Source organism: Siccibacter turicensis LMG 23730 (assembly GCF_000463155.2).
Taxonomy (GTDB): domain Bacteria; phylum Pseudomonadota; class Gammaproteobacteria; order Enterobacterales; family Enterobacteriaceae; genus Siccibacter; species Siccibacter turicensis.
Genome location: NZ_AWFZ01000029.1, coordinates 1 through 12,253, shown reverse-complemented (window position 1 = coordinate 12,253; position 12,253 = coordinate 1). Strand labels below are relative to the sequence as shown.

Annotated in this window: 16 protein-coding genes and 1 pseudogene; 15 read left to right on the top strand and 2 right to left on the bottom strand. The window is 54.0% G+C overall.

What is annotated here, in order from left to right:
- Positions 1-90 precede the first annotated feature (90 nt).
- Complete coding sequence (locus DW58_RS20060; RefSeq protein ID WP_071789250.1) at positions 91-564, bottom strand: Hcp family type VI secretion system effector; 474 nt, start codon at positions 562-564, stop codon at positions 91-93.
- A 609-nt stretch (positions 565-1,173) separates the two neighbouring features.
- Here DW58_RS20060 and DW58_RS09685 point away from each other — a divergent pair.
- The 11 genes and pseudogenes from DW58_RS09685 to DW58_RS20050 all read left to right on the top strand — a co-directional run bounded on the left by DW58_RS09685 (position 1,174) and on the right by DW58_RS20050 (position 8,372).
- Entirely contained in the window at positions 1,174-1,710 is a 537-nt protein-coding gene (locus DW58_RS09685; protein WP_024549035.1) for a class II aldolase/adducin head domain-containing protein, read from the top strand.
- Between the two features lie 513 nt (positions 1,711-2,223).
- A complete protein-coding gene (locus DW58_RS09680) occupies positions 2,224-2,868 on the top strand; it encodes a DNA methyltransferase (RefSeq protein WP_024549036.1) in 645 nt (214 codons plus the stop codon).
- Positions 2,869-2,889: 21 nt separating this feature from the next.
- A complete protein-coding gene (locus DW58_RS09675; RefSeq protein ID WP_024549037.1) occupies positions 2,890-3,111 on the top strand; it encodes a hypothetical protein in 222 nt (73 codons plus the stop codon).
- A 648-nt stretch (positions 3,112-3,759) separates the two neighbouring features.
- On the top strand, positions 3,760-4,035 hold the full coding sequence (locus tag DW58_RS09670; RefSeq protein WP_029592859.1) for a hypothetical protein: 276 nt from the start codon (positions 3,760-3,762) through the stop codon (positions 4,033-4,035).
- Positions 4,036-4,075: 40 nt separating this feature from the next.
- Entirely contained in the window at positions 4,076-4,444 is a 369-nt protein-coding gene (locus DW58_RS09665) for a hypothetical protein (RefSeq protein ID WP_024549025.1), read from the top strand.
- A 71-nt stretch (positions 4,445-4,515) separates the two neighbouring features.
- Entirely contained in the window at positions 4,516-6,471 is a 1,956-nt protein-coding gene (locus tag DW58_RS09660) for a ParB/RepB/Spo0J family partition protein (RefSeq protein ID WP_024549026.1), read from the top strand.
- A 39-nt stretch (positions 6,472-6,510) separates the two neighbouring features.
- Entirely contained in the window at positions 6,511-6,939 is a 429-nt protein-coding gene (psiB, locus tag DW58_RS09655; RefSeq protein WP_024549027.1) for a conjugation system SOS inhibitor PsiB, read from the top strand.
- On the top strand, positions 6,936-7,655 hold the full coding sequence (locus DW58_RS09650) for a plasmid SOS inhibition protein A (protein WP_024549028.1): 720 nt from the start codon (positions 6,936-6,938) through the stop codon (positions 7,653-7,655). Before psiB ends, DW58_RS09650 begins: the two co-directional genes overlap by 4 nt.
- An 8-nt stretch (positions 7,656-7,663) precedes the next feature.
- Positions 7,664-7,996, top strand: a complete 333-nt coding sequence (locus tag DW58_RS20055) for a hypothetical protein (protein ID WP_029696392.1) — start codon at positions 7,664-7,666, stop codon at positions 7,994-7,996.
- 159 nt (positions 7,997-8,155) lie between these two features.
- A pseudogene (locus DW58_RS21365) lies at positions 8,156-8,305 on the top strand (DUF5431 family protein); the annotation flags it as partial.
- On the top strand, positions 8,250-8,372 hold the full coding sequence (locus DW58_RS20050) for a type I toxin-antitoxin system Hok/Gef family toxin (protein ID WP_276319766.1): 123 nt from the start codon (positions 8,250-8,252) through the stop codon (positions 8,370-8,372). The pseudogene DW58_RS21365 and the gene DW58_RS20050, both read left to right, overlap by 56 nt.
- A gap of 142 nt (positions 8,373-8,514) precedes the next feature.
- Here the strand turns inward: DW58_RS20050 and DW58_RS09645 are convergent, their stop codons facing one another.
- Positions 8,515-9,186 (bottom strand): SOS response-associated peptidase, encoded by a 672-nt coding sequence (locus DW58_RS09645; RefSeq protein ID WP_024549031.1) that lies wholly within the window; start codon positions 9,184-9,186, stop codon positions 8,515-8,517.
- 275 nt (positions 9,187-9,461) lie between these two features.
- On the opposite strand from DW58_RS09645, the gene DW58_RS21520 reads away from it, so the two are divergent.
- The 4 genes from DW58_RS21520 (at position 9,462) to DW58_RS09630 (ending at position 11,931) form a co-directional block, all read left to right on the top strand.
- Entirely contained in the window at positions 9,462-9,587 is a 126-nt protein-coding gene (locus tag DW58_RS21520) for a hypothetical protein (protein ID WP_268873225.1), read from the top strand.
- Between the two features lie 203 nt (positions 9,588-9,790).
- Positions 9,791-10,063, top strand: a complete 273-nt coding sequence (locus DW58_RS09640) for a hypothetical protein (protein WP_024549032.1) — start codon at positions 9,791-9,793, stop codon at positions 10,061-10,063.
- On the top strand, positions 10,063-10,869 hold the full coding sequence (locus tag DW58_RS09635; protein ID WP_024549033.1) for an N-6 DNA methylase: 807 nt from the start codon (positions 10,063-10,065) through the stop codon (positions 10,867-10,869). The genes DW58_RS09640 and DW58_RS09635 overlap by 1 nt, the downstream gene beginning before the upstream one ends.
- A gap of 384 nt (positions 10,870-11,253) precedes the next feature.
- A complete protein-coding gene (locus DW58_RS09630; protein WP_024549034.1) occupies positions 11,254-11,931 on the top strand; it encodes a hypothetical protein in 678 nt (225 codons plus the stop codon).
- Positions 11,932-12,253: the final 322 nt, after the last annotated feature.

Genomic DNA, 12,253 nt, shown 5'->3' with positions numbered 1-12,253 from the left:
CTGGTTATAATTAGCTTCGCCATACACAAAATTTACGATGACAGATGAGTATATAGATTATATGGCGGGTGTTTAATCCCGCCGGGTATATTAGCCTTCATTCCAGACAGAATAACCTGACGTGCCGGCAATTTTATGGGACCATGCAATGGACTTGTATCTAAGCAATACTTCTTCGTACGGTATTGCCTCCGGTTTATTGAGTGAGTGTGGATATGTTGCAGAGACAGATACAATACGTGCATCTCCAAGCTTAACTTCGTAGAAACGCTCTAACTGCCCGGCTGAGTTAGTTCTGTAAAAATCAAATGTAGCGTTGACGGATTCGTTAGAACTTATTGAGACGCCCAGGAGGGGGGAGGACTTATCGATTGGTTTAACAAAACATACAGGGTGATGTGCAATATTGCTTTCGTATATCATTGTATGATTCAAGCCTAATACCTGAATCTGATTTTCATGCCCGGTCTGATACCTGTTCCCTATAGAATCGACCGTTGAGCATCCAGAGGATAGTAACCCTTGACGATCTCCTTCTAAAGTTAAATAAATGATGTATGACATAATGTTGCTCCTTGCAAGGGTAATTGGTTTTAAAGTTTATATCATAATAAAATATAAAGGAAAAGTTAATGTTTGTGCAGGTGGATAATGTAAGGCCTTAATTCAAATATATGTGGTGAGTATTTGGTTCGAAATTTTATACCGATACTTATGCGCCCTCAATCCTTTTTGCTAATGTCAGCTTCTTCATGAATTTGAAATAAGGATGTCGCGTTGCTCCGCCAGTATCCTGACACGCCCGGACAGTCGGGAGGGGGATCTGGTTCCGTACCCTCACTGTGGCCGGGTCGCTTCGCCGGCACCCGGTGGACTCATCAATGATTTTCCGAAGCGGGTACTTGAACACGAGCATATCCAGGCCATGCTGAATTTCATCAGGAACATGGGATAAGAGAGGCGGGCGAGGCCCGCTTTTTTTACTGCAGCGAGTTGATTAAGAAATGTAACGGATAAGGACGTCGCGTTGCTCCCCGATTTTAACGACACGACGAGCCGTGTCGTCAGGTCAACAACAGGCGAACTAAGCAATCCGGTTTATGAAATGTTAACAAGTGCAATGCGATGATAAGATTAGCGTTATTGACACATTATTTTTATAGGGATGTAGTTATGAAATCAAAACTGGCAGTACTTCTTTGTTTTTTTCTTCTCTCAGGGTGCGCGTCGGTCAGGGGGTGGGAAAATTACAGGACTGATATCGGCTATGCCCTCCCGCAGTATCCCCAGTGGGAAGAATACAACACGCTGACCCTGCGCAAAGCGACGGATAACTCCTGGGCAGAGCTGATCAACTACATGGGCGGAAATGCAACAACCGTATTCGGCTACACAGAGAAGGGTGATGCTAAAGACTGGATTGCGATATTTGATGATTTTCTGGCGTGGGAACCCCGGCAGGACACCTACATCGAGCGGTACACGCTGGAGCACAAAACAGACTTCTCAGTCATAGCTGCCATTTACGGTGCAATCAGGTCAAGACCACCCTATACCGTGTCATACCGGAAAAAAGGTGATAAAAAATATTTTATTGTGAAATACGACGAGTTCACGATAGGCACTGATTATACCGAGCAGATTTATAGCGAGGACAGTGTACGAAATATGAAGCAACTCTATGAGTACCTGAGCGTCACCCTCAAATAACATCACCATTAAAGCCCCTTAACAGGGGCTTTTTTTTGGGATGTATTCAGTGAAGGCAGCGCTGTCTCATCTCAGCCTGACAGAAAGGAGGCGGGTTCCTTCCCGTCTCTGACAGTGCCCGGGTCTCTCCTCCCGTGCACGTGCTCCCTGGTGTCAGGAGTTTTTCACTGAGCTGTAGCCTGCGCAACTGTCGGGAAACGGTGGGCAGGACACACAGTGAGACTGGCAAATGCTGCAGCGTTAACAAGCACAGACGGAAAGACCAGGATTAATCGCGCCCGGTCCTGAAACACCGACAAGGGTCAGGTGCCGTGCCCTCACGATAGCCGGGCCGCTTCGCCGGCAAGGGTTCGCGTTGCCGCCGTGCTCACCCGTTCCCCCTGTACGCGGCGCATTCAGCCCGCGTACAGCGCGCTGCGGCTTCCGCCGTCGCCCCTGCCTTCTTCGCTTTACGCCCGTCTCTGTTTTGGTCACGGCACTGATGCCGCGCAACCTTTAGCAGAGGAGTACGTTATGTCACGTTTCATGCTGGGCGACAGCACGCAGATCATGGCCGGGTTCCCGGCGCAGTCCATCGACTTTATTCTCACTGATCCACCATATCTGGTTGGTTTCACTGATCGGTCCGGGCGCTCGATTGCCAACGACAAAAATGACGACTGGGTATCACCGGCGAGCAGGGAGATGTTCCGCGTACTCAAACGCGACAGCCTGGCGGTGAGCTTTTACGGCTGGAACCGGGTCGATACGTTTATGGCCGCATGGAAAGCAGCCGGGTTTCGGGTCGTGGGACATATCGTGTTTACCAAGCCGTATGCTTCAAAGTCGGCGTTCGTCGGATATCAGCATGAAAGTGCCTACGTGCTCGCAAAAGGGCGGCCGGCGCTGCCGGCTGCGCCACTACCGGACGTGCTGCCGTGGGAATACACCGGCAACCGGCATCACCCGACCGAAAAACCAGTGTCAGCGCTACAGCCGCTTATCGAGTCATTCACCCGACCCGGCGACATCGTTCTTGATCCGTTCGCCGGCTCCGGCTCGACGTGTGTGGCGGCAGAGCTGGCAGGCCGCCGCTGGATAGGCATTGAACTGCTGGAACAGTACCACACCGCCGGCCTGCGCCGTCTTAACAGCCTGCGCCAGTCGCGTGCGGCATAACATTAAAAAAAGGAACAAACCATGAACAACGAACTCGCCCGGTTAAAAGACGATATTGATGACATTGAGCAGTCACTCTACGAACTGCATCTGCGTATGCATGACATGACGGCCAGAAATTTATGGTACGGGAAAAGCCTGGGGGAACGGATGGCAGGGTTTGTTATAGGAGAACTTGATCAGGAGGTAATGGCGTTGTATCGCCGCGCAGCCGGGTTGCATAAGCACATTATCAGTTTCTGACGGGACAAACGGGGCGGCGACGTCGCCCCGGTTAACCGCGCGGTCAACACCCTGCGGCCTGCGGCCGCGCCGGATGGTGCGCCTGCGGCGCTTCATTCCGGCAGCCATGCCAGAGGCAGACAATTAAGCGGGGCGCCAGTGTGGAGTGACATGCCACTGACCGGTTGATATTGCCGGTAGCGGATCAGGAATAACACAACACTGCCAGGACACTGGACCCCCCTTCGGCTCCCCGTGCGTACTGCCCGGGTCGTCAGCCCTGCTACGTCAGGCGGCTGCTGCGCACCCGCCAGTCTCCGCCGGACCCCGCTGGGTTCCGGGCCTGCGGCCAGGGTCTGATGGCCGAGGTCAAGGGCATGCAGCCGGCGATGCCGGCAGCGTTCACCACGCCGGTTTCACCGGCGCTTTAATGACGCCCCGCCGTTCCGACGTGTCGGGTGTGTGCATCCTGTTCATGCGGTGAGGCCATCACCCTGTTTGTCCTCCCGCGGAGGGCTGTCTGTAGCACCATCCCCGTTCATAAAACAAGGGTAAATGGCACGCCTGCGGCGCCCTTGTTTTCTGCCCGTGGCTGTCGCTCCCTTGCCCTTTGCCGCGAGAGAACTCACCAGGGAGATGGATTAACCATCCCCGCAGGAGAAAACCAGGATGCACACACAGAAAGTCAAAACCGCCGCTCAAGAATCTTCCAGGAAGATGGTGGAATACACCCCAAAAGCCCTGAAGGAACACGCACAGGCGCTGATTGACGCCCACTGCTGCCTGGCCAAAGGGATGACGGTCACCATCGCCGACATTTCTCGTCACGGCGACGTACAGGTTGAGATCCGTAAATTCGGGCAGCTCGACTGGCGGGCATGGTCTTTTGAACCGGATTTTCTGGCCGACCTTGAACGCCAGCTGATCGCAGCAGAACAGAAATAATTCACCGGATCCCGGCAACCACCCACAGAAGGAGATACATGTGAACAAAACACTGGCCAGCATGGCAAAACCGAAACCGGGAACCTCCCCGGACAGGTTCGAACTGGTGCGTATTCAGGCTGACGAACGCCACGTTATTGAGTTCGACAAAATCGACACACGTTTTAACGACTGCACTAACTGGCAGGTCTGCGTGAGCGGAGAACGTGTGCTGTTCAGCACCCGTATTCATGAGCGTTTTTCAGATGTGAAGTCAGGCGTTCTGGCCACTATCGCGGTTTGTGAAGGACGTCCTGCGGAATCTGACCGCAACATGCTTGCAGCGGCTAAAGCCATGCTGGCGGTACTTGATAAATACCCGTCATTCGGAGCGCTCGTGAAGCATCCCGGCGTGATGAAAAGCAAATAAGCATTAAGCGCCGTGACCGGGTTGCCCCCCGGACACGGCATCACCACCACCGTAACTATGAGGAAACAATAATGGCTGTCACCAATACTACTAAAAAAACCACCCGCAGCAAAAAAAGCGCGCCGGACGACGCCCTGAAAGCGGCCCTTGAGAGCACCCCGGTCGAGATGCAGCCTGTGTCAGTGCTGATCCGTTCCCCGCTTAATGTGCGTACCACGGCGTATGCCCAGAAAAGTATCGAGGGGCTGGCAGCGACCATTCTGTCAGTCGGTGTGCTGCAGAACCTGGTTGTGCATGCGCTGCCGGACGGCCTGTATGGCGTGGCAGCAGGTGGACGTCGCTTGGCGGCCCTGAATCATCTGCTCGATACCAACGCTATCGGGAAGACTTATGCCGTTCCGGTGAAAGTGGTGCCGGAGGAACTGGCGGTGGCGGCCTCGATGATCGAGAACGACATGCGCGTCGATATGCATCCGGCAGAGCAGCTGGCAGGTTTTCGTACCCTCGCGGGGGAAGGCAAAACCCCGGCACAGATTGGCGACCTGCTGGGTTACCCTGCGCGTCATGTCACCCGGCTACTGAAGCTGACCACGCTGGCTCCGGCCCTGCTTGAGGCGCTGGCAAAGGATGAGATTTCGGTGGAGCAGTGTCAGGCGCTGACATTGACTGACGACCACGACCGCCAGCTGCAGGTCTGGACCGCGGCGAAACAGGTGATGCATCACAGCACCCCGTCTGCAGATTATTTAAAACGACAGATCATCAATAACGACATCGCCGTCAGTGACCCCATGTTCCGCTTTGTCGGGCAGGAGGCGTACCTGTCGGCGGGCGGCACCCTCAAACAGGATCTGTTCACCGACGAAGATGAAGGATTTGCTGACCGTCTGCTCACGGAAAAACTGCTGCTGGAAAAACTACAGGACGAAGCGCAGCACATTCAGGACATTGAGGGCTGGGCATGGAGTGAAGGCCGCGTGTCGTCTCTGAGACATTACGGCGATGACGACAAAAAATACCAGCTGTGCTGGCCTGAGCCGCAGTATACAGACGATGAGCGGGCGCAGATTAGCGAGCTGGAAGACATGGTCGAAGCCAGCGCGACCTATGACGATGAGAACGAGCTTCAGCAGCGCATTGAGGACATGGAGTACCAGGCGATTCAGCGTCAGGTGACTCCGGAATACGTAGCCTCACACGGCGTATTTGTCTCCTTTGAAGACGGCGAACTGAACGTGCAGCGCGGTGTGCTGCTGCGTACAGAAGAAGACATACAGGCCATTGAGGCCGCTGAAGCCGCGCGGATGATGAGCTACCGTCGCGAGCCAGAACCGGTGGATGACATCAGTCTGCCGCTGCTCACGAAAATGTCCTCCGAGCGCACCCTCGCCGTACAGGCCGCGCTGATGCAGCAGCCGGAGAATGCTGTTGCCATGCTGACCTGGACGCTGTGTCAGAACGTGTTCGGCAGACAGGAATACAACAACCCGATGAAGGTGAGCCTGACCTGTAACCACCATTCCCTGAACCAGAATGCGCCATCCGGCGCACAAGGAAAGGCCTGGCTTGCCCTGATGGCAGAGAAAGAGCGCCTCGCAGGTCTGCTGCCAGCGGGCTGGCAGTCAGATATGACCACGTTCTTCACGCTTCCCGGCGAGCTTATGACTGCGCTGCTGGCGTTTTGTGCCGCGTGTTCTGTCGATGGTGTTCAGACCCGTGAGTCCGGGCATACCTCCCGTAGCCGCCTCAGTACGCTGGAGTCGGCGACAGGGTTCCACCTGCGCGACTGGTGGCAGCCGACCGGAGAAAACTTCTTCGGGCTGCTCACAAAAACGCAGATTGCAGCAGCACTCACGGACGCGGGCCTGAACGATGCGGCACGGGATACGGAAAAGCTGAAGCGGGCCGATGCGGCAGCACGAGCAGAGCGAGAGATGGCAGATAACCGCTGGGTGCCGGACTGGCTGCGCAGCCCGGACGTCACAGCTGACATCGCACCTGATACCACCACTCAACACGCCGCATAACAGGAGACGGCTGCCCTTCGGGGCAGCCGGGAGAACGCCATGAAATTCGATTTAGCAACAATGAATACCTTCATCCCGTCTGACTTTGAGCTGGTACGTGAACAGGGCGAAACGGATCGGCTACAGCTGAGTAATGCGGTGGTCCGTGCTATTGATACTCCGAAAGGCTGGCAAGTGAACGCGGAGTACCGTGGAGAGTTCGGCGGCCTGTTCCCGGTACAGTGTCGCTATACCCCGGACAACGGGGAAAATTATACGGTCTGCCTGTGCAGCCCCGGTGAAGTATCGCTGGTCTGGCTCTGTATCGTCATCGATGGCAATGGCCATCTTGCGCAGGTTGTTCACCAGTCAGACACGCTGGAGCCGGAACGCGTGAGCCAGCTGCTGGCGCAGGTGTCTGCTCTGCATGACCTGCACAGTCCGGCAGAGCGGGTGGTAACTCTGCTGAAGCAGGAGGTGGCAGTATGATCCCCGCCAACCGTACTCTCGTTACGCTCTGCCCGGCACGGCAGGCTGCGCTGCAGGCCATTGTTGAAATTGAGCAGCGCTGCGCTGCCGGAAAGCATCTCTCCGAAAACCCGTATGCGCGTGCATTCCTGCGCCGTCTCGCGGGAAGCAGCCGCATCAACACGCGGGCTGCGCAGCAGATCCCTGGCCTGAGCTGGGACCCCGGTTACAGAATGACGTCCCTGAAGCAGGTCGAGGAAGCCCTTAACACGCTTATTTACTCGCACGGGGAACACTGCCCGCTGCCGCTGCCCATGGACGTTCAGGCAGCGATATTCCCGGAAATAACCTGGCAGCATACAGAGCGAGCCGGACGCCGCTCTGACCTGCGTCTGCATAAAGCGTACCGGCAGGAGGCAAAGAAGGAGGCGCAGGACTGCCTGAAGCGGCAGAACCTGCTCCGCAGGGCGGGCATCGCCCTGAATTTCTGCTCGCCGGAGAACGTACAGGTCTGGTACAGCGCGTGGCAGCGGGAACTGGAGGACCATGAACTGCAGTCCCTGTTCTGGCGCTGGCAGCGCCGGTTCACCTCCCTGAAGGCGCTGGACTGGATGCGGTACAGTGGCGAACCGTTCTGGACAATCATGAACGAGATCCGCTTTATAGTTAGTGAGACATCCGGCCCGCTCCGGGAAGCTGAGCGCTGGATGGTGCCAAACAAGCTCCGGCATCAGTGAGCGGCGTCATGAATACCCGATGGAAGTATTCAGTGCGCTGGGGTAATCGCTATGTACCCTGTCCAGGCGATTTCGAGCTGGCCAGCACTCTGGTTACAGCAGGGGAAAGATGCCCTGACTGGCTGACAGCGCTGGCGACGGCCAATAACGGATATGTCATTAATATCGATTTTCCGGATGTAAAGCCGGTTAAACGCTGGAGTGATGAACGAAAGGCCGCAGCCCGGAAACGAAACCTGACTCGTCGTGTAATGAAGCACGCACCGTTGTTTGCAGAGGAGTTGATTGCTCAGGAACTGGCGACAAGGCCTGATTATTATCGCGGTAAATCGAACAGATAATCAGCGTGTTATTCCTGGTGAGAGTCTGATGTCGAGGGTATAATCGCGGTGGCGCTTGAGGCTTTTTGCCTCATGATGTTCAGGTGGTTTGTACCGTGTTGTGAGGCAGAAAGAAGAAAGCCCCGTAGTTAATTTTCATTAACCCACGAGGCCATCTGCTTGACTAGACACCATCAGATTAGCCTCTTACCCGCCGTAAGGCAAGGAGAAGAAGGCCATGAAACTGCCGCGAAACGCCCTTATCTGGTGCGTATTGATAGTGTGTTTAACGCTTTTGATATTCACATACCTGACCCGTACATCGCTCTGCGAAATACGGTACCGGGACGGAAACAGGGAGGTCGCTGCGTTCATGGCTTACGAATCCGGTAAGTAGCAACCCAGTGGCGGGGGAAACCCCGCCATTTTCGGGCTGAGATGTCGAATCCTGCCGCAGGCGCCTTTACAGAGGGCTGTCAGTTTATGCTGGCAGCCCTTTATCTTTATAAAGATTTAGTATCGAAGCGAACACCGGCGGGTTAAAAAATTGGCTTAATAAGCTCAGCATTCTGGTTCCGCACATTCCCGACCGATTGACTGACCGGATGCCACGTGAAGGCATCAGCTGGCAAGCTACCCTCATGCGCAATACCTTCAGCCTCTTTGCCGCTTGTGTCCTGACTCATCCATGCCAGTGCGGCATCCGGTGTAAGTACCAACGGACGTCGATCATGAATATCAACCAGCCCCTTATCTGACGCAGCAGTCACTATCAGGAACCCCTCATTCTCATCGCCACGTTCGAAAGGCGTGCTGCCGATAGCCGCGAAGAATAGCGGCTGGCCATCCTTGCTGTGAATGAAATAAGGTTGTTTCTCCTTGCCGTTTCGCTTCCATTCGTACCAGCCGTCAGCAAATACTATGGCCCGCCCATGCTGCCAGAGTGATTTAAACATGCGGCTGCCCGCCGCCGTCTCGACGCGCGCATTGATAAGCGGCTGTTTATCCCACCACCCCGGCGCATAACCCCAGTGAACCGGATCGAGGTGCAGTGTGCTGTCGCGTTCGCTCAGCAGCAGAACCCGCGTACCGGGGGCCACGTTGTACCGCTTCAGCGGTTCAGGATCGAAGGGAATGTCCCGCTGTGCAGATTCAGGCAAAAGCGCAAGATAGTCTTCTCGCGTGTTGAACTGGGCAAAGCGTCCGCACATACATCCTCCGGTAAACAGGCTTTACCGTAAGCATAGTCGGCAAAAAGGGCTGCACCTGCGGTGCCGCCCTTTCTGCTTACGTTGCATCCTGGCTGATTTTGATCCGGGTAAGTTATCGCCGGTGGCAACGAAACAGCAAACAAATGGATGCTGGCCCCCTTCGGCTCACCGCCCGTCCCGGTCGGCTCGTCAGCCCTGCTGCGTCAGGCCGCTGCTTCGCACCTGCCAGTCTCCGCCGGACCCCCGGGGGGTCCGTGCCTCCCGGCCACGGTCTGATGGCAAAACCCAATACCATGCAGCCGGCGCTGCCGGCAGCGCTCACCACGCCGGTTCCCGGCGCTTTCAGGACGCCACGCCGTTCCGTCGTGTCGGGCTGTGCCATGTTCATTCGGGTGGAGTGATGCCTCCCGGTTCTTTCGCCACCCAGGAATCTGGCACACGGTCGTTGCCCGCAAGGGCCGCTTCGCTGAACGCCTGCGCCCGGTCCCTTCGGGCTGCGGCCTTGCCGTTCTCCCTTGCGTTCAACTCTGACCAGTGTGCGGTTCCTGTTTGTGCGGCGAAGGAACTCGTAGAGACATCACACAACCACCGGAGGAAAACCAACATGTCACAGCAAAACGTCAACACCGCAGCAAAAGAATCTGCAGAAACATCACTCTCAACTGACCAGGTCCTGGACCTGTACGACTGGCTGACCGCACGGGATAACCTGATCCGTCCGGCAGACTTTACCCCGCCTGCAGGGAGTACTGAGGAGGTCGCGTATGACGACTACGGCCCTGATTACTATCAGGTCTGGCTCCTGAACGGCTGGCCAGTAGCTGCAGCGGCACCGATGGACGGTTTTTTCTGCCAGCTGGCCACGGAGGCGCTGTAATGTCTCAGCTCTCAATTTTCGACATGGTCATCAGTGAACCCGTAGCCGTCTCTGAACCGGTTAAACCGGTCGTCATGCCTGTACCGGCGTTCCGGCACGTCAGCGCAGACACTGCCCGCCGGGAGTTCATCCGGGAGTTCAGGCATACCGCGCCGTACCATCGCCGGTGGGATGTCTTCAGCGACTTCATCGCGCTGGCGGCCAGCGATCTGGATATGGCCAGAATCCACACAGCAGAGGCGAACGCGAACGCCGCACGAATTTATGCCCGTTACAAACCGGATGACATGGAAAAGCTGAAAAACCTGTTTTCACTGCTGGTTGACGCGCTCACCGCGCAGTTTCAGGACTTTCTCGGCTCAGTATTTATGGAGCTGGAACTGGGTTCCGGCGACATGGGGCAGTATTTCACGCCTTATCCGGTGTCGCAGCTGCTGACCGGCGTCCTGACGGGTGACATGCATGCCCAACTGAAGACCTGCCCGTATATCACGCTCAGTGAGCCAACGAGTGGAGCAGGGGGGATGGTGATCGCGTATGCAGAGGCGATGCGTGATGCGGGGCTGAACCCTTCAGAGCAGCTGCTGGTCATCACCACGGATATCGATCCGGTGGCTGCAGACATGACGTTTATCCAGCTCTCCCTGCTGGGCATTCCGGCCATCGTGCATACCGGCAATACGTTGAGCCTGCAGGTCAGCCGTACCCGGTGTACCCCGGTGTATTACATCAATGATTTTCCGAAGCGGGTACGTGAACACGAGCGTATCCAGGCCATGCTGAATTTCATCAGGAATATGGGTTAACAGAAGCGGGCAAGGCCCGCTTTTTTTTATGCAATTCGGTGCCTGAAGGAGTGCCTTCAAATAAACAGCGTTTGAAAATGATGGCCTGATATTTTTCTGATTGAGTGATTTATATGGACAGGGATTTCCAGGATCAAATTTCATGATTTTTGAAGGAGCTAAACTGGTTAATATTACCCTATGATTGCGATGTCAGCATGAAGCTTTGATAACTCTGAGGATTTATGTTAGGGGCAAATAATATGACGCAAAGGCTATGCTTCATAGTCTGAAGGCTAATGGATTGTATCTATAGCTCAGGATGATTGTAATCGATGTTGGAAAGTATATAATTATTTCTTAGTAATGGATTCTATAAGTTAAATTCGTCATGGATGAAGCAATGTGAATAATAGTTACGAAAGCGCCGAAATTCTTGCCAGCCGCTTACTGGAACTGACCAATCCTGTAGATGACCAGGGAATAGTATATAATTTTGCTAAAGGATTTGCATCTTTCCCTGTAACTTTGTACTGGTTGGGATATGATTTTATTCATGCAGAGGACCGTAGCGCTAACCTGGATGACAAATTTAGATTTGCAAAACTTATCAAAAGCGAGAAGAAGTTAAACGACTCGTTAAAACTGATTGTTGAAACCGTTGTCAGCATATTTATTTCAAAAATTGACATGGAAGCCATAGCGAGTATGTCGATACCTGTAGCCAGCTCTTTCGCAGGAAAGCTAGCTTTTGCGAGGGTGAGTCAGGTTAGTCTTGGTAAACTCATAACATCACGTATTGTTGGATCAACAATTTCAGGCTGGGTGTTTGGCGGGTTACTAACAATAGGTGGCGAAGTCTCGAAAGCAATATATACATCTCGTGAGTTAAGAGATCGGAATCAGTCTTTGTATTACACATTAAAGAACATGGGCGACCTTGATCTGCTTTACTTTTTGGTACAAGAAAAACTGGAACCTATTGAGGATGCATGTAAGCTTGCAGCTTACAACAGAGTAGAGTTTAATGCCGTTTGTAAATATTTTCTTGAAGGTCTCGACAAGAATGCTCAATATAATTAAAGCAATAATTTCAAAGGGAATACAGGCGATAGCAAGTGGGTTGGGCGGTGTCGCATTTTTTGTAGGGTTATATTACGCTTTCCTATCAGACGCACAGGATAGATTTTGGATTGCGGGTATATGTTTAGCTATTGTTTGTATTTCCCTGGTTATAATTAGCTTCGCCATACACAAAATTTACGATGACAGATGAGTATATAGATTATATGGCGGGTGTTTTATCCCGCCGGGGATATTAGCCTTCATTTCAGACAGAATAACCTGACGTGCCGGCAATTTTATGGGACCATGCAATGGACTTGTATCTAAGCAATACTTCTTC

Bases quoted from the DNA above. Each gene is read 5' to 3' on its own strand.
- DW58_RS20060 (WP_071789250.1), bottom strand. From the start codon at position 564: ATGTCATACATCATTTATTTAACTTTAGAAGGAGATCGTCAAGGGTTA.
- DW58_RS09685 (WP_024549035.1), top strand. From the start codon at position 1,174: ATGAAATCAAAACTGGCAGTACTTCTTTGTTTTTTTCTTCTCTCAGGG.
- DW58_RS09680 (WP_024549036.1), top strand. From the start codon at position 2,224: ATGTCACGTTTCATGCTGGGCGACAGCACGCAGATCATGGCCGGGTTC.
- DW58_RS09675 (WP_024549037.1), top strand. From the start codon at position 2,890: ATGAACAACGAACTCGCCCGGTTAAAAGACGATATTGATGACATTGAG.
- DW58_RS09670 (WP_029592859.1), top strand. From the start codon at position 3,760: ATGCACACACAGAAAGTCAAAACCGCCGCTCAAGAATCTTCCAGGAAG.
- DW58_RS09660 (WP_024549026.1), top strand. From the start codon at position 4,516: ATGGCTGTCACCAATACTACTAAAAAAACCACCCGCAGCAAAAAAAGC.
- psiB (WP_024549027.1), top strand. From the start codon at position 6,511: ATGAAATTCGATTTAGCAACAATGAATACCTTCATCCCGTCTGACTTT.
- DW58_RS09650 (WP_024549028.1), top strand. From the start codon at position 6,936: ATGATCCCCGCCAACCGTACTCTCGTTACGCTCTGCCCGGCACGGCAG.
- DW58_RS20055 (WP_029696392.1), top strand. From the start codon at position 7,664: ATGAATACCCGATGGAAGTATTCAGTGCGCTGGGGTAATCGCTATGTA.
- DW58_RS09645 (WP_024549031.1), bottom strand. From the start codon at position 9,186: ATGTGCGGACGCTTTGCCCAGTTCAACACGCGAGAAGACTATCTTGCG.
- DW58_RS21520 (WP_268873225.1), top strand. From the start codon at position 9,462: ATGGCAAAACCCAATACCATGCAGCCGGCGCTGCCGGCAGCGCTCACC.
- DW58_RS09640 (WP_024549032.1), top strand. From the start codon at position 9,791: ATGTCACAGCAAAACGTCAACACCGCAGCAAAAGAATCTGCAGAAACA.
- DW58_RS09635 (WP_024549033.1), top strand. From the start codon at position 10,063: ATGTCTCAGCTCTCAATTTTCGACATGGTCATCAGTGAACCCGTAGCC.